Raw genomic sequence first — 22,534 nt, 5'->3', positions numbered from 1 at the left:
GGCTCGAAGCGCTGGACGTCTTCGACGCGCGCGTTCAGCAGCGACGCCACCTCGCGGGCCGAGAGTCCGGCGCGGATGTGCGCCTGGATCTCGCGCGGGCTGGGACGCGGGGCGCGGTCGTCGTCTTCGCGGTCCCGACGGGCGCGCCGCGCTTCCGCGCGCAACACCTCGTCGAGCGGAAGGGCGAAGCGTTCGCCCGCCTGAGTCGCCACGACGAGGACGTCATCCTCGGTTCCGATGACTTTGAGCTGTTCCATGCGAAACACCCCTCCGATCTGCGGTCAGCGCCCATGCTGACATGGGCGCCGCCCGGTTGCGGGAATATCGCGGGCGCGCCGCGAGTTTCCGCTCTGGCTCGACACGCACGCGACCGCACGAGCATTTGCTTATCGCAGACGTGTCATGCAAACTATGCCCGCCCGATCGGGAACCCGACCGGCACAGCACCACGAAATCCGGAAGTAGAGACCTGCACGCATGGCAACCGATTACGACGCACCGCGCAAGACCGAGGACGACAGCGAGTCGATCGAGGCCCTCAAGGAGCGCGTGCCCGACAAGGCGTCGGGGTCGATCGACAACGAGGATGCCGACAACCCCTCGGGCTTCGAACTGCCCGGCGCCGACCTCTCCGACATCGAGCTCGATGTCGTCGTCCTGCCCGCCCAGGAGGACGAGTTCACCTGCATGAGCTGCTTCCTCGTGAAGCACCGCTCCCAGATCGCGGAAGAGAGCGGCCCCGGCTTCATCTGCCTGGAGTGCGCAGCCTGACCTGAGCGCGCTGGATCGCCGCGATGAGGCGATCCGGCGTGCGGGTGGACACCACCCAGTACGGGGTCGGGTCGTCGGGATCGGTCACGGGAACCGTGACGATACCGTCGATCCCGCCCCGGATGACATGCCAGGCCCGATGGTCGAGACCACTCCCTCGGGCCGTTCGGGCCTCTTCGGCTACGACGCCCGAGGGCACGCCCAGCAGATCCACGGGAATGTGCGCGCGGCCGGCGCGCAGTTCTCCGCCGCTCACCTCGACCACGGGCGACAGCGCGAGGAGCGCGGCCACGATGCCCACCGACACGACGAGCCCGATGAACAGGGCCAGGGTCGTATCGAGGGGCGAGAACACGACGGCGGCCATCGGGCCGCACACGGCGGCGGCGACCAGCGCCCACAGCGACGGGCTGAGACGCTCGCGGTACTCGACTGCGGTGCGGATGCCGCACCCCCTCTTCTGCATTACCCTCGTGGGGTGACCGAAACGGTGGACGTCCTCATTGTCGCATCCGAGCCCCCGGTCTTCGCCCACCCCGGCGACGCCGGGGCCGACCTGACCTCCGCCGAAGCGCTCCGGCTCGAACCCGGTCGCCGCGCCCTCGTCTCGACGGGAGTGCGCATCGCCCTGCCCGAGGGCTATGCGGCCTTCGTGGTCCCGCGCAGCGGTCTGGCCGCAAAACACGGCATCACGATCGTCAACTCCCCGGGGACCATCGACGCCGGCTACCGCGGCGAGATCAAGGTGGCCCTGCTCAACACCGACCTCGACGAGGCCTACGACATCGCGGTCGGAGACCGCATCGCCCAGCTCATCGTGATGCCCGTCCCGCCCGTGCGCTTCGTCCCCGTCGACGACCTTCCCGACAGCGTGCGCGGCGACGGCGGCTTCGGATCGAGCGGATACCAGACCCTGCAAGGGAGCACCCGATGACCGACGACGCGTCGCAGACCACGCCCGAGGACGAGCAGACCGCCCTCGAGCCCGCACCCCCCGCCAAGAGCGCGCCGGCCGATCGCGACAGCGCCGGCCCGTTCGACGAGGCCGAGGCCAACCCGGTCCGCCCCTACATCGACCTCGGCGGCATCAAGATCCTGCCGCGCGAGGGTCTGAACCTTCGCCTCGAGGTCGAGGAGCAGACCAAGCGCATCGTCGCCGTCGGGCTGGACTACGCCGAGTCGACGCTGCAGGTGCAGCCGTTCGCGGCGCCCCGCTCCAGCGGACTGTGGGAAGAGACGCGCGAGCAGATCCGGCAGCAGGTCAAGCAGCAGGGCGGCCGCGTCGAGGAGCGCGAGGGACCGCTGGGTCCGGAGCTGCTCGCCGAGGTCCCCGTCGCGGGCGCCGACGGCGCCGGAAAGCGTCTCGCGCGCTTCGTCGGGGTCGACGGACCCCGGTGGTTCCTGCGCGGCGTCGTGGGCGGCGCCGCCACCAGCGACATCGAGGCGGCCGCGGCGGTCGAGGACCTCTTCCGTTCGATCGTCGTCGTCCGCGGAACCTCTCCCATGCCCCCGCGAGACCTCATTCCTCTGCGGATGCCGTCGACCCCCGGCACGGCATGAGCGACGATCCCGCCCGCCCCGCTCCCGACGCGGAGCGCGTCCCGCTCGAGCCGCCGTCCGCGGCCGACAGCCTCGGTGCCGCCCTCGGCGGGGCCGCGCGTCGCGCGGGCCTGGACCCCGCGGCGCACGCGACGACCGGCGCCGCGGTGTGGTCGGCGATGGGCGGGTGGCGCGGCATCCTGGAATCCGTCCTGCCGTCGCTGGCGTTCGTGGTGCTGTTCACCGTCACGATCGACCCGGACACGCGGCAGGGCAACCTGTGGCTCAGCCTCGGCGTCTCGGTGGGGCTCGCGGTGGTGTTCACGCTCGCACGCCTGATCGCGAAGTCGCCGCCGAGCGCCGCGATCGGCGGCCTGCTGGCGACCGCGGGGGCCGCCGTGCTGGCCCTGGTAACCGGCCGCGGCCAGGACAACTTCGTGCTGGGCTTCTTCACCAACGGCGCTTATGGCACGGCGTTCCTGGTGAGCGCGATCGTCGGCTGGCCGCTGATCGGCCTGGCCGCCGGGTACCTCATGGGGGAGGGCACGCGCTGGCGCGCCGACCGGCGCCAGAAGCGCGCCTACACCTGGCTCTCGGTCGCGTGGGCCGCGCTGTTCGCCGCGCGTCTGATCGTCCAGTTGCCGCTGTACTTCGCGGGCGACGTCACCGCGCTCGGCACCCTGAAAATCGTGATGGGCCTGCCGCTGTTCGCCCCGATGCTCGCCGTGACGTGGCTCGTGGTGCGTTCTCTCTCACCGCGGCGCGAGTCCTGATATTATCTTGACATCAAGATAAATCCGCCCCCGGAACGGTTAGGTCGGCCTTGCTGGTGCCGATCTCGCAGCCCGGGGAAGATGGAGAAATGCGGGCTGACGCCTGCGCATTCGCCGACGAAGGAGACGATCGTGTCCACGGTTGACAGCTTCGGTGCAAAGAGCACCCTGACGGTCGGCAGCACCGACTACGAGATCTTCCGGATCGACACGGTCGCCGGTTACGAGAAGCTCCCGTTCAGCTTGAAGGTGCTGCTCGAGAACCTCCTGCGCACGGAGGACGGCGCCAACGTCACCAAGGAGCAGATCCAGGCGCTCGGCTCGTGGGTGCCCACGGCTGACCCCGACACCGAGATCCAATTCACGCCCGCGCGCGTGGTCATGCAGGACTTCACCGGTGTGCCCTGCATCGTCGACCTCGCCACCATGCGCGAGGCCGTCACCGCCCTCGGCGGCGACCCCAACAAGATCAACCCGCTCTCGCCCGCCGAGATGGTCATCGACCACTCGGTCATCGCCGACCTCTTCGGCAGCGAGAACGCCCTCGAGCGCAACGTCGAGATCGAGTACGAGCGCAACGGCGAGCGGTACCAGTTCCTGCGCTGGGGCCAGACGGCCTTCGACGACTTCAAGGTCGTCCCCCCGGGGACGGGCATCGTGCACCAGGTCAACATCGAGCACCTCGCCAAGGTCGTCTACGACCGCACGGTCGACGGTGTCCTGCGCGCCTACCCCGACACCTGCGTCGGCACCGACTCGCACACCACGATGGTCAACGGCCTGGGCGTGCTCGGCTGGGGCGTCGGCGGCATCGAGGCCGAGGCCGCGATGCTCGGCCAGCCCGTGTCGATGCTGATCCCGCGCGTGGTCGGCTTCAAGCTCAGCGGCGAGATCCCCGCCGGCGTCACCGCGACCGACGTCGTCCTCACGATCACCGACATGCTGCGCCAGCACGGCGTGGTCGGCAAGTTCGTCGAGTTCTACGGCGAGGGCGTCGCCTCGGTGCCGCTGGCCAACCGCGCCACCATCGGCAACATGAGCCCCGAGTTCGGCTCGACGGCCGCGATGTTCCCCATCGACGACGTCACGCTCGACTACCTGCGCCTGACCGGTCGCGACGAGCAGACCGTCGCCCTCGTCGAGGCCTACGCCAAGGAGCAGAAGCTCTGGCACGACCCGGCTCGCGAGCTCGTCTTCAGCGAGTACATGGAGCTCGACCTCTCGACGGTCGTCCCCTCGATCGCCGGCCCGAAGCGCCCGCAGGACCGCATCCTGCTGTCCGAGGCCAAGTCGCAGTTCGAGAAGGACATCCTCAACTACGCGACCGCGTCGACCACCGACTCGGTCGTCGACCTCGAGGTCGACGGCACCTTCCCGGCGTCCGACCCCGGCGCCGTCCCCGGCGAAGAGAGCGAAGACGTCACCGAGAGCGACGTCCTCATCTCGTCCGGTCACCCGGCGAACGCCTCCAAGCCGGTCAAGGTCACGACCCCCGACGGGCAGTCGTACCTGCTCGACAACGGCGCGGTCACCCTCGCCGCCATCACCTCGTGCACGAACACCTCGAACCCCTCGGTCATGATCGCGGCGGGCCTGCTCGCCAAGAACGCGGTCGACAAGGGCCTCAAGCGCAAGCCGTGGGTCAAGACGACGCTCGGACCCGGCTCGAAGGTCGTCACCGACTACTACGAGAAGTCCGGTCTCGACAAGGCGCTCGAGGGCCTCGACTTCTACACCGTCGGCTACGGCTGCACGATCTGCATCGGCAACTCCGGCCCCCTCATCGAGGAGGTCTCCGAGGCGATCAACGAGAACGACCTGGCCGTGTCGGCCGTCCTCTCGGGCAACCGCAACTTCGAGGGTCGCATCAGCCCCGACGTCAAGATGAACTACCTGGCATCCCCGCCCCTGGTGGTCGCCTACGCGCTGGCCGGTTCGATGAACTTCGACTTCGAGACCGACGCCCTGGGCAAGGACCAGAACGGCGACGACGTCTTCCTCAAGGACATCTGGCCGGCCCCCGACCAGGTGCAGACGATCATCGACGCGTCGATCTCGCGCGAGCAGTTCATCCAGCAGTACGCCACCGTCTTCGAGGGCGACGAGCGCTGGAAGAACCTGCCCACGCCGACCGGTCCCGTCTTCGATTGGGATGCCGACTCCACCTACGTGCGCAAGGCGCCCTACTTCGACGGCATGTCGATGGAGCCCTCGCCGGTCACCGACATCACCGGTGCGCGCGTCATGGCGACGCTGGGCGACTCGGTGACCACCGACCACATCAGCCCGGCCGGCAACATCAAGGCGGGCACCCCCGCTGCGCAGTACCTGACCGAGCACGGCGTCGCGCAGAAGGACTTCAACTCGTACGGCTCGCGCCGTGGCAACCACGAGGTGATGATCCGCGGCACCTTCGCGAACATCCGTCTGAAGAACGAGCTCACCGCTGCGGTCAACGACGGCACGGTCGTCGAGGGCGGCTACACCCGCGACTTCACCCGGGAGGGCGGCCCGCAGTCGTACATCTTCGACGCGAGCCAGAACTACCAGGCGCAGGGCACCCCGCTGGTGATCTTCGGCGGCAAGGAGTACGGCTCGGGCTCGTCGCGCGACTGGGCGGCCAAGGGAACCAACCTGCTGGGCGTCAAGGCGGTCATCACCGAGAGCTTCGAGCGCATCCACCGCTCGAACCTGATCGGCATGGGCGTCGTCCCGCTCCAGTTCCCGGCGGGCGAGAGCTGGAAGTCGCTGGGCCTCGACGGAACCGAGATCGTCTCGATCGAGGGTCTCGAGCAGCTCAACGAGGGCGTGACGCCCAAGACGGTCAAGGTGACCGCCGAGCCGAGCGAGTTCTCGCCCGAGGGCAAGCAGACCGTGACGTTCGACGCCGTGGTCCGCATCGACACCCCCGGTGAAGCCGACTACTACCGCAACGGCGGCATCCTGCAGTACGTGCTGCGTTCGCTGGTCTGATCCCGCTGCACACGCGCCCCGGGGGCTTCGGCCCCCGGGGCGCGTTGCCGTCCACCCGGGGGTGAGGTGCCGGGATGTGTCGCTTTCGCCGTCGGCGAGGCGACACATCCCGGCAACCCACGCGCTCGACGCCGACGCAAGCCGTTGCCGAGCCTCTCGCACCCCCCGAGACTAGAATCGACAGACGCGCAGACCTCTGCACGCCCCGCACGAGAGGAGTCACATGGCTCTCCTACCCGGCATCCACGGTCCCCGTGACCTCGACGATCTCACGCCCGATCAGCTGCGTCAGCTCGCGGCCGAGGTCCGCTCGTTCCTCGTCGAGAACGTCGCCCGCACGGGCGGTCACCTCGGTCCCAACCTCGGCGTCGTCGAGCTCACGATCGCTCTCCACAAGGTCTTCGACTCACCCGCCGACCCCATCATCTTCGACACCGGGCACCAGTCCTACGTGCACAAGATCCTGACCGGCCGTCAGGACTTCTCCAAGCTGCGCTCGCGCGGCGGTCTGGCTGGTTACCCGCAGCGCTCCGAGAGCGAGCACGACGTGGTCGAGTCCTCGCACGCCTCCAGCTCGCTGAGCTGGGCGGACGGCGTCTCGCGCGCCTTCAGCCGCACGGGGCGACGCGACCGTCACGTGGTCGCCGTCGTCGGCGACGGCGCCCTCACCGGGGGCATGACCTGGGAGGCGTTGAACAACATCAGCGACGACAACGACCGCAACCTGGTCATCGTCGTGAACGACAACGGCCGCTCCTACGCGCCGACCATCGGCGGCATGGCCCGTTACCTCAACCGCGTCCGCACCAACGAGGCGTACCGGACGCTGCACCGCGGTTCCGACACGCTGTTCCGCCGCCTGGGCCCCGCCGCCCGCGCGGTGTATCGCGGGGTGCGCGGGGGCACGCACGGCTTCCTGTCGCGCTTCACCAACAACGAGGCGCTCTACAGCAACCTCGACATCAAGTACCTCGGTCCCATCGACGGTCACGACTTCGAATCGCTCCTCGAGACGCTCGAGTTGGCGAAGTCCTACGGTGCCCCCGTCATCGTGCACGCCATCACCGACAAGGGCAGCGGATACGCCCCGGCGATGAGCGACGAGGCCGACCAGTTCCACGCCGTCGGCAAGATCGATCCGATCACGGGCGAGGCCCTCGGCTCGGGCGGCGGCCCCCAGTGGACCGATGTGTTCGCCGACGAGCTCGTCGCGGTCGGATCCGAGCGCGATGACATCATCGCGATGACCGCGGCGATGCTGCGTCCCACGGGCCTGCAGAAGTTCTCGGAGCGGTTCCCCGAGCGCGTGTACGACGTCGGTATCGCCGAGCAGCACGCGGTGGCCTCGGCCGCGGGGCTGGCGTTCGGCGGGTTGCACCCCGTCGTCGCCATCTACGCGACGTTCATGAACCGCGCTTTCGATCAGGTCATGATGGACGTCGGCCTGCACAAGGCCGGGGTCACCTTCGTCCTCGACCGCGCGGGCGTCACCGGCCCCGACGGTCCCAGCCACCACGGCATCTGGGACCTCGCCATGCTGCAGCTCGTCCCCGGCATCCGCATCGCGGCCCCGCGTGACGCCGCGCGTCTGCGCGAGGTCTTCCGCGAGGCCACGGCGGTCGAGGACGCGCCCACGGTCGTGCGCTACCCCAAGGGCACGGTCAATGACGATGTCGAGGCGATCGAGCGCCTCGAGGACGGCGTCGACGTCCTTGCCCGCGGGGCGGGCGAAGACGTCCTGCTCGTCGGCATCGGGCCGATGGTGCACCTGGCGATGGAAGTCGCCGAGCGCCTCGAGGCGCAGGGCATCGGCGCCACGGTGATCGACCCGCGCTGGGCCATCCCCGTGCAGCCGTCGATCGTCGACCTCGCCCGCGAGCACCGCCTGGTGATCACGATCGAGGACGGCATCCGCGTCGGGGGCGTCGGGACGCGCGTGCGGCAGGTGCTGCGCGAGGCGGGGGTCGACACGGCCGTCGACGAGCTCGGCATCCCGGACGAATTCATCGACCACGCCACGCGCGAGCAGATCCTCGAGGATGCCGGTCTCACGGCCTCCAAGATCGCCAACGACGTGGTGGCGCAGGTGCTCGGCACCCGTATCCCGATGGCACGTCAGACCCCCACGGGCTCGATCCCCACGATCGCCGAGTGGGAGCAGACCCGACCGTAAGCGCGGGGACGATGAACGGGCCGGGATGGCAGCATCCCGGCCCGTTCTGCATCTCGGTATGGCCTCGCTGTCACGAGAACAGGAGAGAACACCGGAACAGGGGGAGTTCGCCGCAGACGCCCTGTTCTCGTCCCGCCGCCTGTTCCGGCGGCGGCCGGCGCCCGCACGAACGCCGACGGCGCCGCCCCGTGGGGACGACGCCGTCGGGAGGAGGACCCTCAGGCCCCGATGCCGCGGATCGGCGGGTGGTGGAACGTGTCGCCGAACGCGCGCTCCGACGCCCCCTCGCGGTCGAGGTAGGGCGAGGCCCCACCGTCGATGAACGGCCACCCGGCGCCGAGGATGAGGCACAGGTCGATGTCCTGCACCTCGGGCACGACGCCCTCGTCGAGCATGATCTTGATCTCCTGCGCGAGACCGTCCTGCACGCGGGCGAGGATCGTCTCGGGCGCGACCGGGGTCTTACCGGTGACGAGCACCTTCTGCGCGGCCTTGGTCCAGCCGGTCACGCGACCGCCCTTGTCCTTCTCGACGACCTCCGGCAGGGCCGCGAGCTCATGGAAGTTCTCCGACGAGAAGAACCGGTCGGGGAAGGCGTGCGCCATCGTGTCCTGCACGTGCGCCGCGACCTTCCAGCCGACCAGGTCGATCAGCTGGAACGGTCCCATCGGCAGTCCGAGGGGAGCGAACGCCTTCTCGACGACCGTGAGGGGCGTACCCTCGTACACCGCGCGCGCCGCCTCGCCCATGACCTTCGCGAGCAGGCGGTTCACGACGAAGCCGGGCGCGTCGGCGGTGAGCACTGCGTTCTTGCCCAGGCCCTTCGCGACCACGAACGCCGTCGACAAGGCGGCGTCGGAGGTGGCATCCGTCTTGACCACCTCGATGAGCGGCATGACCGCGACGGGGTTGAAGAAGTGGAAGCCCACGAGCCGTTCGGGGTTCTTCAGCACCGAGCCGATCTCGGCGACCGAGAGCGACGAGGTGTTGGTGGCGAGGATCGCGTCGTCGGCGACGATCTTCTCGATCGCGCTGAAGACCTCCTGCTTGACGCCGACCTCTTCGAACACGGCCTCGATCACGAAGTCGCAGTCGGCGAACTCGGTGCGGTCCGTCGTGCCGTGCACGAGGGCGCGCAGCTGGTTCGCGGCGTCGCCGTCCAGGCGGCCCTTGGCCTCGAGCTTGCCGATCTCTTCGCGGATGGATGCCACGCCCTTGTCGACCCGGCCCTGGTCGAGGTCGGTGATGATCACGGGCACGCGGAGCTTCCGCACGAACAGCAGCGCGAACTGGGAAGCCATGAGGCCCGCACCGATGACGCCGACCTTCGTGACCTTCTTCGCGAGCGCCTTGTCGGGCGCGCCGACCGGGCGCTTCGCGCGCTTCTGCACGAGGTCGAAGGCGTACATGGATGCCGTGAACTGGTCGCCCGTGATGAGATCGGCCAGCGCCTCGTCCTCGCGAGCGAAGCCCTCGGCCTTGGTGCCGCTCTTCGCCCTGTCGAGCAGGTCGAGCGCGACGTAGGGAGAGCGGGGCACGGTGCCGATCTTCGACTCGAGCATGCCGCGCGCGACCTTGATCGCGATCGGCCACTTGGTCAGGCGCTCGAGCTTGCCGGGCTCGTTCTTGCGCTCGACCTTCACGCGGCCGGTGAGCACGCCATCGGCCCACCGCAGCGAGTCCTCGAGGTAGCTGGCCGCCGGGAAGATGGCATCCATGATCCCGAGGTCGAACGCCTGCTGAGGCTTGAGCATGCGGTTCTGCTTGAGCGGGTTCGAGATGACGACCTCGAGCGCGTTCTCGATGCCGATGAGGTTCGGCAGCAGGTAGGCGCCGCCCCAGCCGGGGATGATGCCGAGGAACACCTCGGGCAGCGCGACGGCCGCCGCGGAGGCGTCGACCGTGCGGTACGTCGAGTTGAGTGCGATCTCCAGGCCGCCGCCGAGGGCGAGTCCGTTGACGAACGCGAACGAGGGCACGCCCAGCTCGGAGAGCGAGCCGATCACCTGGTGGCCGCGCTGCGCGATGAGACGGGCGACGTCTTTCGACGGCAGCTTCGCGACGTCCGACAGGTCGGCACCGGCGGCGAGGATGTACTGCTTGCCGGTGATGGCCACGGCGTGGATCTCTCCCGCCGCCGCGCGACGCTTCAGCGTCGCGAGGGTCTCGCCGAGCTCGGCGAGCGTCGCCGGGCCCAGCGTGTTGGGGCGAGTGTGATCCCGACCGTTGTCCAGCGTGATGAGCGCCAGGACGTTGCCCGAGGGCAGACGCACGTCGCGGACGGGGGAGTGGGTGACCACCTCGTCGCCGGTGAGGGCGTCGAGGGGGCTGAAGTCGATCGAGGTGTAATCGGTCACTTGCGCTTCTTCTTTCCGTCGAAGAACGGGTTCTCCCAGATGACCGAGCCGCCCTGGCCCAGGCCCACGCACATCGCGGTGAGGCCGTAGCGCACGTCGGGCCGCTCGGCGAACTGGGCCGCGAGCTGGATCATGAGACGGACCCCGGATGCCGCGAGCGGGTGGCCCAGGGCGATCGCGCCGCCCCACGGGTTGACGCGGGGGTCGTCGTCGGCGATGCCGAAGTGATCCAGCAGCGAGATGACCTGAATCGCGAAGGCCTCGTTGAGCTCGAAGAGCCCGATGTCGTCGATCGTGAGTCCGGCCTTCTTCAGCGCCTTCTCGGTCGAGGGGATCGGACCGATGCCCATGATCTCGGGCTCGACGCCGGCGAAGGCGAACGACACCATGCGCATCTTGGGGGCGAGACCGAATTCCTTCACCGCGTCGGCACCGGCGAGGAGGCTGATGGTCGCCCCGTCGGTGAGCGGCGACGACGTGCCGGCGGTCACGCGCCCGTGCGGCCGGAAAGGGGTCTTGAGGGTCGCGAGACCCTCGACCGTGGTCTCAGGACGACGGCCCTCGTCCTCGGTCGCGAGTCCCCACGCGCCCTCGGCGTCCTTGACGGCGACCGGGACCAGGTCGGGCTGGATCTTGCCGGCCTCGTACGCGGCCTGCACCTTGTGCTGGCTCGCGGCGCCGCAGCGGTCGGCGCGCTCCTTCGTCAGGTGGGGGAACCGGTCGTGGATGCGCTCGGCGGTGACGCCCATGTTCAGCGCGCCCGGGTCGACGAGCCTCTCGGCGACGAAGCGGGGGTTGGGGTCGACGTTGCCGCCGATGGGGTGGCGACCCATGTGCTCGACGCCGCCCGCGAGGGCGAGGTCGTACATGCCGACGCCGATCGAGGCGCCCATCGTCGTCACGCTCGTCATGGCGCCGGCGCACATGCGCTCGATCGCCAGACCCGGCACCGTCATCGGCAGACCCGCGAGGATCGCCGCGGTGCGACCCAGGGTCAGGCCCTGGTCTCCCGTCTGCGACGTCGCGGCGATCGCCACGTCGTCGATCCGGTCCTTCGGCACGTCGCCGTTGCGCTCCATCAACCCGATGATCGCCTTGACGACCAGGTCGTCGGCGCGGGTGTTCCAGTACATGCCCTTCTCGCCGGCGCGCCCGAAGGGGGTGCGCATTCCGTCGACGAAGAAGACGTCCGTCATCTCGGCCACTCTGCCTCCATAGTTTGGGATGACCCCCAGCCTAGGAAGACCGCTGCAACGGGCGGAATCGGTTGTCCGAACCTACGAATCCGTTCCGGAGGGCTCGTCGACCTCGTTGAGGGAAGCTACAAAGCTATCCGCGATCACCTGTGCGGTCTGGTCAATCTGCCAGGGGCGAGCGCCAAGCTCCGCGAGCGCGGAACCGACCGACGCCGTCGTCACGTCAGCGGGCGGCGCCCAGGAGACCCGGCGAAGGGTCTCGGGGGTCAGCAGATTCTCGGTCGGCATCCGCAGCTCTTCGGCCCGTGCCTCGACGGCCGGCCGAGCGGCCTTGAGGCGGCGATCGGCGTCGGGGTTGCGGTCCGCCCACGCGCGGGGCGGAGGCAGCGTGTCGCTCGGCACGCGATCTGCGGGCAGATCGGTCGACTCGCGACCCTCGACGATGGCGTTCCACCACCGATCCAGCTGCGTTCGGCTCGCGCGGCCGTTGAACTCCTTGACGCCGGCGAGCGCCTGCTTGCTCGCGGGGTCCGCCAGCACCGCGGCCACCAGCGCGCGGTCGGGCACCAGCCGGCCGGGAGCGACGTCCTGCTCGCGGGCGTAGTCCTCCCGCGCCTGCCAGAGCGACCGGGCCACGGCCAGCGCGCGGCGGCCGCGCACGGTGTGCAGCCCGCTCAGTCGACGCCAGGGGTCGTCGCGAGCGGGCTTGGGCTGACGCTCCAGCACCGCCTGGAACTCCTGGCGTGCGAACTCGGTCTTGCCCTGCTCGTCGAGCTCGGCCACGAGCACGTCGCGCACATCGATCAGATGCTCGACGTCGAGGGCCGCGTACTCCAGCCACGACGCCGGCAGGGGCCGCGTCGACCAGTCGGCGGCGGAGTGCGCCTTGGCGAGAGTGATGCCGAGGGTCTGCTCCACGACCGCGCCCAGTCCGACGCGTTCGTGTCCCAACAGGCGCGAGCCCAACTCGGTGTCGAAGATCCGGGGCGGCTCCAGACCCCGCTCGCGCAGCGACGGCAGGTCCTGGCTCGCGGCGTGGAACACCCACTCGATCTCACCGATCGCCTCCTGCAGCGGCGCGAAGTCCTCGATGGTCGACGGGTCGAAGAGGAACACCCCGGCATCCCGACGGAACACCTGGATGAGGTAGGCGCGCTGCGAGTAACGGAACCCCGACGCCCGCTCGACGTCGACCGCCACAGGACCGCTCCCGGCGGCCAGGGTCTCGCAGGCGGCGCGGAAGGCCGCGGCATCCTCGATGACGATGTACTCAACCACGCGTGGGCCTCCGGGCTCCGAACACAGCGACGCCCTCCGACCCCGGGGGGAGGCCGGCGAGCATGCAGACGAGTTCCGCCCACGCCTCGAGGTGCGGGCGGAAGGGACCGCGCGGCGACCATGACGCGCGAAGTTCGATCTGCGACCCCTCGCCCTGCGCCGCGAGGGCGCCGAAGCCGGTCGACAGGGTCTTGGTGGCGGTGCCGGACTCGGAATGGCGGTCGGCGCCGCGTGAGTCGAGCGCGTCGATGAGCCACGACCACGCCACCTCGGCCAGGAGCGGATCGACGCCGATCTCGGGCTCGAGCGGTGCCTGCGCGAAGCACACGATGCGCCAGGCCCCGCCCCAGGGCTCGGGCTCCTCGGGGTCGTGCAGCAAGATGAAGCGGCCCGTGCCGAACGGCGAGTCGGTCGCGTGCTCCTCGGGCCGGACGTCGCCGGCCAGGGCGAGAGAGAACGGCGCCAACCCGGCGGGCGAGGGGATCTCGCGGACCACCAGATCCTCGCGGAACGTCGTGGCGCGCAGGTCCTCGGCGGCACGCGCGAACGGTCCGACGGGCTCCGCCGGGCGATGGTCACTCACGGCCACAGACTAGAGTGAGGCCTCGATGAACGCTCCCAGGCGCGCCGCGGGCGCTCGCGCAACGCGGCGTCGCGCGAGCGGCATCCGCGTCGCTCTGTCCACCCTCAGCATCGCCCTCGCCGCCTCGGCCGGAGCCCTGGGGGCGGTGTCCTACCGCGTCGCCCGGACGGTGGTACGCCCCGCCGGGCGGGTCCCGGACGTGCGGATCGTCCGCGTGGATGCCGCCGCCCAGACGATCACGCTCGCGCGCACCCCCGACACCGAGCTCCCGGGTCGCTACGGCCTGTTCACGGTCGGTTCGGCGTCCTATCTGCGCCTGGGCGCGGTCGTGGCCGAGGACGACGCGACGGTCACGCGAAAGCTCCTGACCCACGTGCCCACGGACGGCGACCTGGCGGCCGAGGCCGCGTTCAGCGGCTGGTACTACGACGCCCCCGAGCAGCTGCACCTGCCGTTCCGCGATGTCGACATCGACACCGGTGTGGGCGCGTGCCCGGCGTGGGAGTTCCCGGCGCCGATCGACGCCGACGTCTGGGTGGTGCAGGTGCACGGTCGCGGAACCACGCGCGCCGAGACCCTGCGCGCCGTCCCCGTCTTCCACGCCCTCGGCATCTCCAGCCTGGTGGTGTCGTACCGCAACGACGGCGAGGCCCCGCGCAGCGCGTCGGGCACCTACGCCCTCGGCGCCACCGAGTGGCGGGACCTGGATGCCGCGATCGGCCACGCCCGCCGCCAGGGCGCGCGACACGTGATCGTCATGGGCTGGTCGATGGGCGGGGCACTCGCCCTGCAGGCCGCGTTGGAGTCGCCGCACGGCGACGTGATCGCGGGTCTGGTCCTGGAGTCGCCCGTGGTGGACTGGCGCACGGTGCTGTCGTTCCAGGGTCGCCTCATGCGCCTTCCCGCCCCCGTCGTGGCGCTGGCGCAGAGCACGATCGTGTCGAACTGGGGGGCGGCGGCACTCGGCAGCGGTGAACCGATCCCGCTCGATCGCCTCGACGCCGTGGCGCGTGCGGGGGAGTTGCGGCATCCGATCCTCATCCTGCACAGCGACGACGACGGCTTCGTCCCCGCGGACGCCTCGCACGCGTTGGCCGCGGCGCGCCCCGACCTCGTGAGCATGCAGACCTTCTCGGTCGCCCGCCACACCAAGCTGTGGAACTACGACGAGACGCGGTGGTCCGGAGCGATCCGCGACTGGGTCGAGGCTCGGGGTCTCTCGCGGTCCTGAGAGAGGATGCCGTGCCGCGGTCGCGTGAACGAGGCGGCGGCCCTCACGCGGAGCGTTTGGCGCGCACCTGACGCTTAGCGCGCATGAGCATGCCGGTCATGCCCGCGATGCGCAGGGGGCTGACCGCGCGGGTCAGACCGATGCTCTGGGGGAAGTCGTCGGGGACGGCCAGCATCTCGTCGGCCGTCAGCCCCGTCAGTCCCTGGGACAGGATGCTGGCGAAGCCGCGTGTGGTGGGCGCCTCGGCGGGAGCGGTCGCGTGCATCGCGACGCGGTCGTCGTCGTCGACCGTGACGATGATGAACACCGGCGACTGACACTCGGCGACGCGCTCCGCGAGCTCCGGGTGGTCGGCGTACTCCGCCGGCACCTCGGGCAGCTCCTGAGAGAACTCCAGCAGCAGCTGCAGGCGGTCGGGCTCGTCGAGCTCGAGGAACTCGTCGCGGATCTCGGCGAGGCGGGCGGGGAGGGCGGTGTCGGACATCTCCGTCATCCTCCCACGCCCGCGCGCGACCGGGTCAGCGCCCGGGCACCTCGCCCGGCTCGGAGCCCGACACGATCGGAACGCGCACCGCGCTGCCCCACTCGGTCCACGAGCCGTCGTAGTTGCGGACGTCCTCGAAGCCGAGCAGGTGCTTCAGCACGAACCAGGTGTGGCTGGACCGCTCGCCGATGCGGCAGTACGCGACGATCTTGTCGCCGTCGTTCAGTCCCGCTCCGTCGCGGTAGATGGCGTCCAGCTCGGCGCGCGACTTGAAGCCGCCGTCCTCGGCCACGGCCTTCCCCCACGGCACGCTCTGAGCGCTGGGGATGTGACCGGCGCGCAGCGCCCCCTCTTCGGGGTAGGCCGGTGCGGTGGTGCGCTCGCCCGAGTACACCTCGGGGGAGCGCACGTCGATCAGGGGGTTGCCGAGGTGGGCCAGCACGTCGTCCTTGTACGCGCGCAGCAGCGAGTCGTCGCGTTCGACGACGGGGTAGTCGGTGGCGGCGACCTCGGTCTTGTCGGTCGTCAGCGGGCGCTGCTCGGCGATCCACTTGTCACGGCCGCCGTCGAGCAGGCGTACGTCTTCGTGACCGAACAGCGAGAAGACCCACAGCGCGTACGCGGCCCACCAGTTGTTCTTGTCGCCGTAGATCACCACGGTGTCGTCTCGCGAGATGCCCTTGCGGCTGAGCAGGGCCGCGAAGCCCTCGCCGTCGACGTAGTCGCGCACGACGGGGTCGTTCAGCTCGGTGTGCCAGTCCACCTTGACCGCGCCGGGGATGTGTCCGGTCTCGTACAGCAGCACGTCCTCGTCGGACTCGACCACGACCAGGCCCGGTTGCCCGAGACGCTGCTCGAGCCACTCGCCGGTCACGAGCCGGCCGGGCTCGGAGTAGTCGGCGAACTTGGGCGAGGTGGTGTCGAACTCGACGGTCACGGTGTCTCCTCGGTCGGGACGGCGGATGCGGCGGCATAGGGTGGACACCGCACCTTCGACCCTAGATCCGCGGCAAGGGGCACGCACCCTCCCCGTAAGACTGCGACACAGGACGGCCATGACCTCTACGCCCGCGACGACCGGCCTCATCCACCTCACGGACCGCGTGCCCGCGGTCACGGGAGCCGAGATGGTCAGCGCCCTGGTGCCGCCGCCGCAGTTCGACGGCGCCACCTTCGCGTCGTACCGGGCGGATGACGCCTACCCCTCGCAGCAGGAGGCGAAAGAGCTGTTGCAGGCCTTCGCCGGGAAGCAGTCCGCCCCCGCGAAGAAGGGCGGCTTCTTCCGCCGCGCAGAGAAGACCCCGCCGGTCAAACCCGGCGTGTACCTCGACGGCGGCTTCGGCGTCGGAAAGACCCACCTGCTGGCCGCGATCTACCACGCCATGCCGGCGCGACGGAAGTACTTCGGCTCATTCATCGAGTACACCGCCCTCGTCGGCGTCCTGGGCTACGCCAAGGCCGTGGAGCTGTTCCGCGGATCGGATCTGCTCTGCATCGACGAGTTCGAGCTCGACGACCCGGGCGACACGATGGTCATGACCCGCCTGCTGGGGGAGCTGGTGGCATCCGGAACCCGACTGGCCGCGACCTCGAACACCCCGCCGAACGCGCTGGGCGAGGGCCGGTTCGCCGCGCAGGACTTCCTGCGCGAGATCCAGTCGATGGCCGACAGCTTCCGTACGATCCGCATCGACGGCACCGACTTCCGCCAGCGCGCCATCGACGGCGAGGCGAAGGTGCTGTCCGAGGACGACTTCCGGACGGCGATGGATGCCGCCGCGGCCGGGGGAGTGGCATCCGATGATGCGTTCTCCGACCTCGTGGGCCACCTCGCGCGGGTGCACCCCTCGCGTTTCATCCGGCTCATCGACGGCGTGGACACCATCGGTCTACGCGACGTGCAGGTGCTGCACGACCAGTCGGCGGCGCTGCGCCTGGTCGCCTTCATCGACCGCGCCTACGACGCGCAGATCCCGATCCGCGCGACCGGAGCCCCGTTGAACACCGTGTTCAGCGACGAGATGCTCGCCGGCGGGTACCGGAAGAAGTACCTGCGCGCGGTGTCGCGCCTCGTGGCGCTCACGCACTCCTGACCCGCTCTCATCACCCGCTCTCGGGTGCACGAAACGCGATGTTTACGTCGGCGGCATCCCTGTAACGACCCTGAAACACGAGTCGAACGCCGATGGAAACCGGGGCTGTGAACACTGGGGGGACCCGACGCTACACCTGCGTCCCTGCAGAGAGGTTCCCTCCGAGATGGATCAAGGCAACACCGCATTCATCCTGATAGCAGCGGCACTCGTGCTGCTCATGACGCCAGGACTCGCGTTCTTCTACGGCGGTCTCGTCAAGGCCAAGAGCGTCATCAGCATGATGATGATGAGCTTCGGCGCGATGGGCCTCATGGGCGTCCTGTGGGTGCTCTACGGGTACGCGATCGCGTTCCCCGCCACCGACGAGGGCACGACGCAGGCCCCGTGGCACATCGACGGCGCCGACTTCGGCCTCGCCAACGTCCTGACCACGCCCGAGGGTGCCGCGTACCCGCCGCTGGCGTTCGTCGCCTTCCAGGCCACCTTCGCGATCATCACCGTCGCCCTCGTCTCGGGCGCCATCGCCGACCGCGCCAAGTTCGGCGCGTGGATGATCTTCGCCGCCATCTGGGCGACGGTCGTGTACTTCCCGGTCGCGAGCTGGGTCTTCAACTTCGGCCTCGCCGATGACGGCACCTTCGCCTACGGCGGATGGATCACCCACGGCCTGCAGGACGTCTTCGGCGTCGGAGCGATCGACTTCGCCGGTGGAACCGCCGTGCACATCAACGCCGGTGCCGCCGCTCTCGCCCTGGCCCTGGTGCTCGGCAAGCGCGTCGGCTTCCAGAAGGGCGCTCACGTCCCCCACAACCCGCCGTTCGTCCTGCTGGGCGCGGGGCTGCTGTGGTTCGGCTGGTTCGGCTTCAACGCGGGCTCCGAGCTCGCCGCCGACAACACCGCCGCCCTCGCCTTCGTCAACACGATCGCCGCTCCCGCGGCCGCGCTGCTGTCGTGGCTCATCGTCGAGAAGATCAAGGACGGTAAGCCCACGTCGGTCGGTGCGGCGTCGGGTGCCGTCGCGGGCCTCGTGGCCATCACCCCCGCGTGTGCGTCGCTGACCCCGTTCTGGGCCATCGTGCTCGGCCTGCTCGCCGGCGCCGTCTGCGCCCTGGCGATCGAGCTCAAGTTCAAGCTCGGCTTCGACGACTCCCTCGACGTTGTCGGCATCCACCTCGTCGGTGGTCTGCTCGGCACGCTCTACCTGGGCATCTTCGCCAATGGCTCGGGTCTGATCTACAGCGGGACGCTCACGCAGCTGCTGGTGCAGGCGATCGCCGCCCTGGCCGTGCTGGTCTACTCCTTCGTGCTGGCCTTCATCATCGGCTTCGCGATCGAGAAGACGATCGGCTTCCGCGTGAAGAACGAGGACGAGATCGCCGGTATCGACACCGTCGTGCACGGTGAAGAGGGCTACGTCCTCTCGGACACCCGGGGCTGAGCCCCACCCCTCGAGGGGGCGTCGCCGATCCGTCGGCGGCGCCCCCTTCGCCGTGCGCCGGCGGGCGTGCGTCGATCGCGGGGGTGGCGTCGCGGGTGGGGCGGTCCGGAACGCGCGCACCCGGCCCCTCTGCCTAGGGTGTCGGTATGGGAACCACGTCTCGTCTCGTGTCCGCGCTGCGGGGGCTCTTCCGCACGGCGCCCGCCCCCGCGCGTCCCGCACCACCCCGCCCGCCCGCCGGGCGCACCACGGCGGCGCCCTCGGGTGCGCAGACGGTCGAGATCGATCCGCCGCGCCGCGTGACCCTCACCTACGCGCCGCAGCGCGACAACGCCCCCGACGGGGGCGAGATCGTCTGGACCTGGGTGCCCTACGAGGAGCGCGACGGCCGCGGAAAAGACCGCCCCGTGCTGGTGATCGGACGAGCGGATGCCACCCGCTCGTACGCCGTGCGCCTGACGAGCAAGCCGCACGACGGAGACCGTCAGTACCTCGCCCTCGGCACGGGCGACTGGGATCCGCAGCGGCGTCCGTCGTGGGTCGACATCGAGCAGGTGTACCTCGTTCCCGACGCCGCGATGCGCCGCGAGGCGGCGGCTCTGGACCGCGCGCGGTTCGACACCGTCGCCTCGGCCCTGCGGGCGCGCTATGGCTGGACGCGCGGCTGAACGGGGCGTCCCGATGAGAGCGGCGTGAGAGTCCTCTCATCTGGGCGAAGAAGCATCCGCCGAGGCTACGTTTCGCCGCGCCGCGACATTAGCGTGATCGCGTGCCGCTGGATCCCGAGGATGCATTCGCCCAGGTCGAGGCCGACGTGCGTCGCGCCGAGAGTCGCGCCGCGCAGATGCCCGCGTTCGAGGCCGCGGTCGCCGCGGCACGCGGCACGGGGCGTTCGCGCACCCGCGACATCGTCGTTCAGGTCGACGCGGCCGGGCGCGTCGTGGACCTGCGCCTGAGCGAGCCCGCCCTGGCCCGCGGCGCGAGCCGACTCGCGGCCGATCTGCTCGCCACGATCCGCGCCGCCGAGGCGGACGCCCATCGGTCGACCCTCGACGCGGTGTCGGATCTGCTCGGCGCCGACGACCCCATCGTCGCTCAGTTGCGGGATGCCACGGCTCCCGCCGCTTCCGGAGGGACCGTTCATGGCCGATGACATCACGGTCGACTTCGACCTGCTGCGCCAGCACGCGGCTTTCGTCGACTCACTCGTCGGCGACGTGGAGTCGGCGCTGTCGGCCCTGCGCGGCGGCGACCTGCTACCCGACGCCTTCGGTCTGCTGTGCGCGTTCCTGGTGCCCCCGGGGCTGGCACTCTCGGCCGCCGCGACGGGCCTGCTGGGGGAGGACGCGTGGATGCTGATGCGGACCGCGGGCGAGCTGCGGCGCACCGCCGAGCAGTGGGAGCGCTTCGAGGACGACACCGTCGCGACGCTGCGGGCACTGGACGCGGGGATGGGGGCACGATGAGCGCCCAGGTGGCGCCCGGGACGACGTTCTCGGGCTCGCGCGTGATCGACTCCGGCCGGGCCCTGGCGAACGCCGTGCGCGACGGACGGTGGCTCGAGGGGGGAACCGCCCTGCTCGACACCGTGGGCGACGCCGCGGCCGCGCTGACGGACCCCATCGCGACCCTGACCTCGTGCGGACTGGGCTGGGTCATGGAGCACCTGAGGCCGCTCAGCACGTGGCTCGAGCAGCTGACCGGCAGCGCGGCCAACGTCGCGCAGGTCGCCGCGCAGTGGACCTCGACGGGCGCGTCGATGCGCCGTGCGGGTGCCGATCTGTCGCGGCGGCTCGCCGACCTCGACGGCCTGAGCGGGGGCAGCATCACGGCCTACGTGCGGTTCGCCACCGACGCCGCACGGCACCTGGGCGCCTCCGGCGAGTGGGCCGAGGCGGCCGCGAGCGGGCTGGTCTCGGCATCCACTCTCGTGACCCGCATGCAGGGCGTGGTCAAGACGGCGATCTCGAAGGTCGTCGCCGCCGCGATCGAGGCCATGGCGGTGGTCGCCGCCTCGTTCGGGCTGGGCATGGGCTACGCGATCGCGCGCGTCGTCACCAAGGTCAATGAGATGGTCACCAAGGTCGTGCGGCCGCTGCGCGCCGTCCTGGGGTCGGTGACGGCGCTGACGGGGCTCGTGCGGCGGCTGCGCGGCGTGTTCGACGAGACCTCCACCACCACGGCCGCGGCGCTTCGCGGGGGAGCGCAGGCGGTGCGGCTGGAGGCGGGACCGGTCGCCGACGCCGCGGCGGCGACGCGCTACGCCAGCCCGGCCGCGTCCGACCTGCGCGCCGCCGGACTGCGGGCGGATGCCATGACCCGCCCCTTCGTGTCCCCGACGGTCGGGGACGTCGTCGCGCTCCCGGGCGTGGAGCCCACCGCCGACGGCCCCTTGGACGGCCGCGCCACCCTCGACGTCCCGCGTGGCGGTCCGGCGTCCTCGCTCGGGCACGCCGGCGCGTCGCTCGGCGCCGGCCCCGTGCCCGGCCCTCTCAGCGGGGTCACGGGTGGGCTGCTGGGCGGCGCCGTCGGCGGGACGGCGGCCGTCGCCGCCCCCCGAGCGACCGCATCGGGAACGGGGATCGGGGGACTGCGGGCACCCGTCGCGGCGACCGGGGCGACTCCGGCGAGCTCCCGCTCCCGTCTGGGGCAGCGCCGCCGCGACCTGCGCGTGGTGATCCAGGATGCCGACACCTGACCCGCGCGAGGCGTCTGCAACCATGAAGGCGTGAATACGACGCCCATCGAGATCGACCACGCCGCGGCCCGACGCATGTGGAACGACTACGCGCGAGCCTGGCCGGAGCGGGCGGCATCCGATCCGGAGCTCGTCGTCGAGCACTTCGGGGACACGCCTCGGCTGGCGGACGAACTGCTCGACGCGGTCGTCAGCGGGGCGAAGAGGGCGACGTCGGCTCTCGTCCGCGAGTTCACCGTCGTGGGTGATCCGCTGCCCCGCATCGGCGCGCACTGGATCGCGTGCGACGGGAGGGGGATGCCTCGTGTCGTCCTGCGCACGACCGAGTTGCGAATCGGTGATTTCAGCAGCGTCGACGAGCGCTTCGCTGCCGACGAGGGCGAGGGCGATCGAACCATCGAGAACTGGCGCGACGGGCACCGACGGTATTTCTCCCGCATCAGTTCCGCGTGGCCGACTCCGTGGACCGAGAGCGACGACATCGTCTTCGAACGTTTCCGCGTCGTCTGGCCGCCCGACCTCGCGGACGCCGACGGCACCGCGTGACCGACGAAGGACCCCGGCGAACCGGGGGCCTCGCGGTGGGCGATACCAGGCTCGAACGGATGACCTCTTCGGTGTCAAGGAAAGAAGGCTAGTCCGATACCGGGCTCGCCCCGTTCCTGGCGCAGCTTTCTGCGGTCTCCCCGGGTCTCGTCGGGTCACCCGCGGTCCCCCCTTCGGGGGTCATCGCGCAGAGGTGTGGGAGGCTGATGAGCTGTGCCCGCGCGCACGAGCCGAACAGCGACCGCCACCCACAAGGAGTTTCGTCGTGACCGATCCGACCCCCGTCTCGCCTCACACGCCGGCCAGCCCGCAGAAGAAGCGCCGCGGCACCGCCGCGGTGCTCATCACCGCCGCCGTGGTCGTCGGTGTCCTCGTCGTCGGCGTCGGCGGCTATTTCG

The 22,534-nt window shown here is 70.5% G+C and carries 22 protein-coding genes; 14 read left to right on the top strand and 8 right to left on the bottom strand.

What is annotated here, in order from left to right:
- Positions 1-257 (bottom strand): septation protein SepH (sepH, locus tag QZ433_RS03380; protein WP_295780011.1); only part of this gene is annotated, 257 nt, incomplete at its 3' end.
- A gap of 220 nt (positions 258-477) precedes the next feature.
- Between sepH and QZ433_RS03375 the strand changes: the two genes are divergently transcribed.
- Positions 478-771 carry a DUF4193 domain-containing protein gene (locus QZ433_RS03375; RefSeq protein ID WP_058233180.1) on the top strand — a complete coding sequence of 98 codons (294 nt, stop codon included), beginning with the start codon at positions 478-480 and terminating at the stop codon, positions 769-771.
- Here the strand turns inward: QZ433_RS03375 and QZ433_RS03370 are convergent.
- Positions 746-1,237 carry a DUF3093 domain-containing protein gene (locus tag QZ433_RS03370; protein ID WP_295780010.1) on the bottom strand — a complete coding sequence of 164 codons (492 nt, stop codon included), beginning with the start codon at positions 1,235-1,237 and terminating at the stop codon, positions 746-748. The two genes, QZ433_RS03375 and QZ433_RS03370, sit on opposite strands and share 26 nt — an antisense overlap.
- Before the next feature lie 12 nt (positions 1,238-1,249).
- On the opposite strand from QZ433_RS03370, the gene dut reads away from it, so the two are divergent.
- From dut to dxs, 5 genes are all read left to right on the top strand, one after another.
- Positions 1,250-1,705 (top strand): dUTP diphosphatase, encoded by a 456-nt coding sequence (gene dut / locus QZ433_RS03365; RefSeq protein WP_181373550.1) that lies wholly within the window; start codon positions 1,250-1,252, stop codon positions 1,703-1,705.
- Positions 1,702-2,331 (top strand): DUF3710 domain-containing protein, encoded by a 630-nt coding sequence (locus tag QZ433_RS03360; protein WP_116537910.1) that lies wholly within the window; start codon positions 1,702-1,704, stop codon positions 2,329-2,331. The genes dut and QZ433_RS03360 overlap by 4 nt, the downstream gene beginning before the upstream one ends.
- Positions 2,328-3,083, top strand: a complete 756-nt coding sequence (locus QZ433_RS03355) for a DUF3159 domain-containing protein (RefSeq protein WP_295780009.1) — start codon at positions 2,328-2,330, stop codon at positions 3,081-3,083. Before QZ433_RS03360 ends, QZ433_RS03355 begins: the two co-directional genes overlap by 4 nt.
- 132 nt (positions 3,084-3,215) lie before the next feature.
- Positions 3,216-6,056, top strand: coding sequence for an aconitate hydratase AcnA (gene acnA / locus QZ433_RS03350; RefSeq protein ID WP_295780008.1), 2,841 nt, complete (start codon positions 3,216-3,218; stop codon positions 6,054-6,056).
- A gap of 223 nt (positions 6,057-6,279) precedes the next feature.
- Complete coding sequence (gene dxs / locus QZ433_RS03345) at positions 6,280-8,229, top strand: 1-deoxy-D-xylulose-5-phosphate synthase (protein WP_295780007.1); 1,950 nt, start codon at positions 6,280-6,282, stop codon at positions 8,227-8,229.
- 218 nt (positions 8,230-8,447) lie between these two features.
- On the opposite strand, the gene QZ433_RS03340 is transcribed toward dxs, so the two are convergent.
- From QZ433_RS03340 to QZ433_RS03325, 4 genes are all read right to left on the bottom strand, one after another.
- Positions 8,448-10,586, bottom strand: a complete 2,139-nt coding sequence (locus QZ433_RS03340) for a 3-hydroxyacyl-CoA dehydrogenase NAD-binding domain-containing protein (RefSeq protein ID WP_295780006.1) — start codon at positions 10,584-10,586, stop codon at positions 8,448-8,450.
- On the bottom strand, positions 10,583-11,791 hold the full coding sequence (locus QZ433_RS03335; protein ID WP_295780005.1) for a thiolase family protein: 1,209 nt from the start codon (positions 11,789-11,791) through the stop codon (positions 10,583-10,585). The genes QZ433_RS03340 and QZ433_RS03335 overlap by 4 nt, the downstream gene beginning before the upstream one ends.
- A gap of 72 nt (positions 11,792-11,863) precedes the next feature.
- On the bottom strand, positions 11,864-13,060 hold the full coding sequence (locus QZ433_RS03330) for an HRDC domain-containing protein (RefSeq protein WP_295780004.1): 1,197 nt from the start codon (positions 13,058-13,060) through the stop codon (positions 11,864-11,866).
- Positions 13,053-13,643 carry a DUF3000 domain-containing protein gene (locus QZ433_RS03325; protein WP_295780003.1) on the bottom strand — a complete coding sequence of 197 codons (591 nt, stop codon included), beginning with the start codon at positions 13,641-13,643 and terminating at the stop codon, positions 13,053-13,055. The genes QZ433_RS03330 and QZ433_RS03325 overlap by 8 nt, the downstream gene beginning before the upstream one ends.
- A 25-nt stretch (positions 13,644-13,668) precedes the next feature.
- On the opposite strand from QZ433_RS03325, the gene QZ433_RS03320 reads away from it, so the two are divergent.
- Positions 13,669-14,874, top strand: coding sequence for an alpha/beta fold hydrolase (locus tag QZ433_RS03320; protein WP_295780002.1), 1,206 nt, complete (start codon positions 13,669-13,671; stop codon positions 14,872-14,874).
- A gap of 43 nt (positions 14,875-14,917) precedes the next feature.
- Here QZ433_RS03320 and QZ433_RS03315 read toward each other — a convergent pair whose 3' ends face one another.
- A complete protein-coding gene (locus QZ433_RS03315; RefSeq protein WP_295780001.1) occupies positions 14,918-15,358 on the bottom strand; it encodes a SufE family protein in 441 nt (146 codons plus the stop codon).
- A gap of 34 nt (positions 15,359-15,392) precedes the next feature.
- Positions 15,393-16,295 (bottom strand): sulfurtransferase, encoded by a 903-nt coding sequence (locus tag QZ433_RS03310; RefSeq protein ID WP_295780000.1) that lies wholly within the window; start codon positions 16,293-16,295, stop codon positions 15,393-15,395.
- Positions 16,296-16,413: 118 nt separating this feature from the next.
- Between QZ433_RS03310 and zapE the strand changes: the two genes are divergently transcribed.
- The 7 genes from zapE (at position 16,414) to QZ433_RS03275 (ending at position 22,136) form a co-directional block, all read left to right on the top strand.
- Positions 16,414-17,451 (top strand): cell division protein ZapE, encoded by a 1,038-nt coding sequence (zapE, locus tag QZ433_RS03305; RefSeq protein WP_295779999.1) that lies wholly within the window; start codon positions 16,414-16,416, stop codon positions 17,449-17,451.
- 166 nt (positions 17,452-17,617) lie between these two features.
- Complete coding sequence (locus tag QZ433_RS03300) at positions 17,618-18,892, top strand: ammonium transporter (protein ID WP_295779998.1); 1,275 nt, start codon at positions 17,618-17,620, stop codon at positions 18,890-18,892.
- A gap of 146 nt (positions 18,893-19,038) precedes the next feature.
- A complete protein-coding gene (locus QZ433_RS03295) occupies positions 19,039-19,560 on the top strand; it encodes a type II toxin-antitoxin system PemK/MazF family toxin (RefSeq protein WP_295779997.1) in 522 nt (173 codons plus the stop codon).
- 101 nt (positions 19,561-19,661) lie between these two features.
- A complete protein-coding gene (locus tag QZ433_RS03290; RefSeq protein WP_295779996.1) occupies positions 19,662-20,045 on the top strand; it encodes a hypothetical protein in 384 nt (127 codons plus the stop codon).
- Entirely contained in the window at positions 20,035-20,358 is a 324-nt protein-coding gene (locus tag QZ433_RS03285; RefSeq protein ID WP_295779995.1) for a type VII secretion target, read from the top strand. The genes QZ433_RS03290 and QZ433_RS03285 overlap by 11 nt, the downstream gene beginning before the upstream one ends.
- Entirely contained in the window at positions 20,355-21,590 is a 1,236-nt protein-coding gene (locus QZ433_RS03280; protein ID WP_295779994.1) for a hypothetical protein, read from the top strand. The genes QZ433_RS03285 and QZ433_RS03280 overlap by 4 nt, the downstream gene beginning before the upstream one ends.
- 75 nt (positions 21,591-21,665) lie before the next feature.
- Complete coding sequence (locus QZ433_RS03275; protein ID WP_295780012.1) at positions 21,666-22,136, top strand: ASCH domain-containing protein; 471 nt, start codon at positions 21,666-21,668, stop codon at positions 22,134-22,136.
- The last annotated feature ends 398 nt before the right edge of the window (positions 22,137-22,534 follow it).

This window comes from uncultured Microbacterium sp., assembly GCF_913776565.1.
Lineage (GTDB): Bacteria > Actinomycetota > Actinomycetes > Actinomycetales > Microbacteriaceae > Microbacterium.
Note: the sequence above shows the minus strand (reverse complement) of the source record. Positions and strands in the feature narration are given on the sequence as shown.

Coding starts and splice junctions, on each gene's coding strand:
- QZ433_RS03300 (WP_295779998.1), top strand. CDS start 17,618: ATGGATCAAGGCAACACCGCATTCATCCTGATAGCAGCGGCACTCGTG.
- QZ433_RS03375 (WP_058233180.1), top strand. CDS start 478: ATGGCAACCGATTACGACGCACCGCGCAAGACCGAGGACGACAGCGAG.
- QZ433_RS03315 (WP_295780001.1), bottom strand. CDS start 15,358: ATGTCCGACACCGCCCTCCCCGCCCGCCTCGCCGAGATCCGCGACGAG.
- dxs (WP_295780007.1), top strand. CDS start 6,280: ATGGCTCTCCTACCCGGCATCCACGGTCCCCGTGACCTCGACGATCTC.
- zapE (WP_295779999.1), top strand. CDS start 16,414: ATGACCTCTACGCCCGCGACGACCGGCCTCATCCACCTCACGGACCGC.
- QZ433_RS03360 (WP_116537910.1), top strand. CDS start 1,702: ATGACCGACGACGCGTCGCAGACCACGCCCGAGGACGAGCAGACCGCC.
- QZ433_RS03295 (WP_295779997.1), top strand. CDS start 19,039: ATGGGAACCACGTCTCGTCTCGTGTCCGCGCTGCGGGGGCTCTTCCGC.
- QZ433_RS03275 (WP_295780012.1), top strand. CDS start 21,666: ATGTGGAACGACTACGCGCGAGCCTGGCCGGAGCGGGCGGCATCCGAT.
- QZ433_RS03355 (WP_295780009.1), top strand. CDS start 2,328: ATGAGCGACGATCCCGCCCGCCCCGCTCCCGACGCGGAGCGCGTCCCG.
- QZ433_RS03370 (WP_295780010.1), bottom strand. CDS start 1,237: ATGCAGAAGAGGGGGTGCGGCATCCGCACCGCAGTCGAGTACCGCGAG.
- QZ433_RS03280 (WP_295779994.1), top strand. CDS start 20,355: ATGAGCGCCCAGGTGGCGCCCGGGACGACGTTCTCGGGCTCGCGCGTG.
- QZ433_RS03285 (WP_295779995.1), top strand. CDS start 20,035: ATGGCCGATGACATCACGGTCGACTTCGACCTGCTGCGCCAGCACGCG.
- QZ433_RS03320 (WP_295780002.1), top strand. CDS start 13,669: ATGAACGCTCCCAGGCGCGCCGCGGGCGCTCGCGCAACGCGGCGTCGC.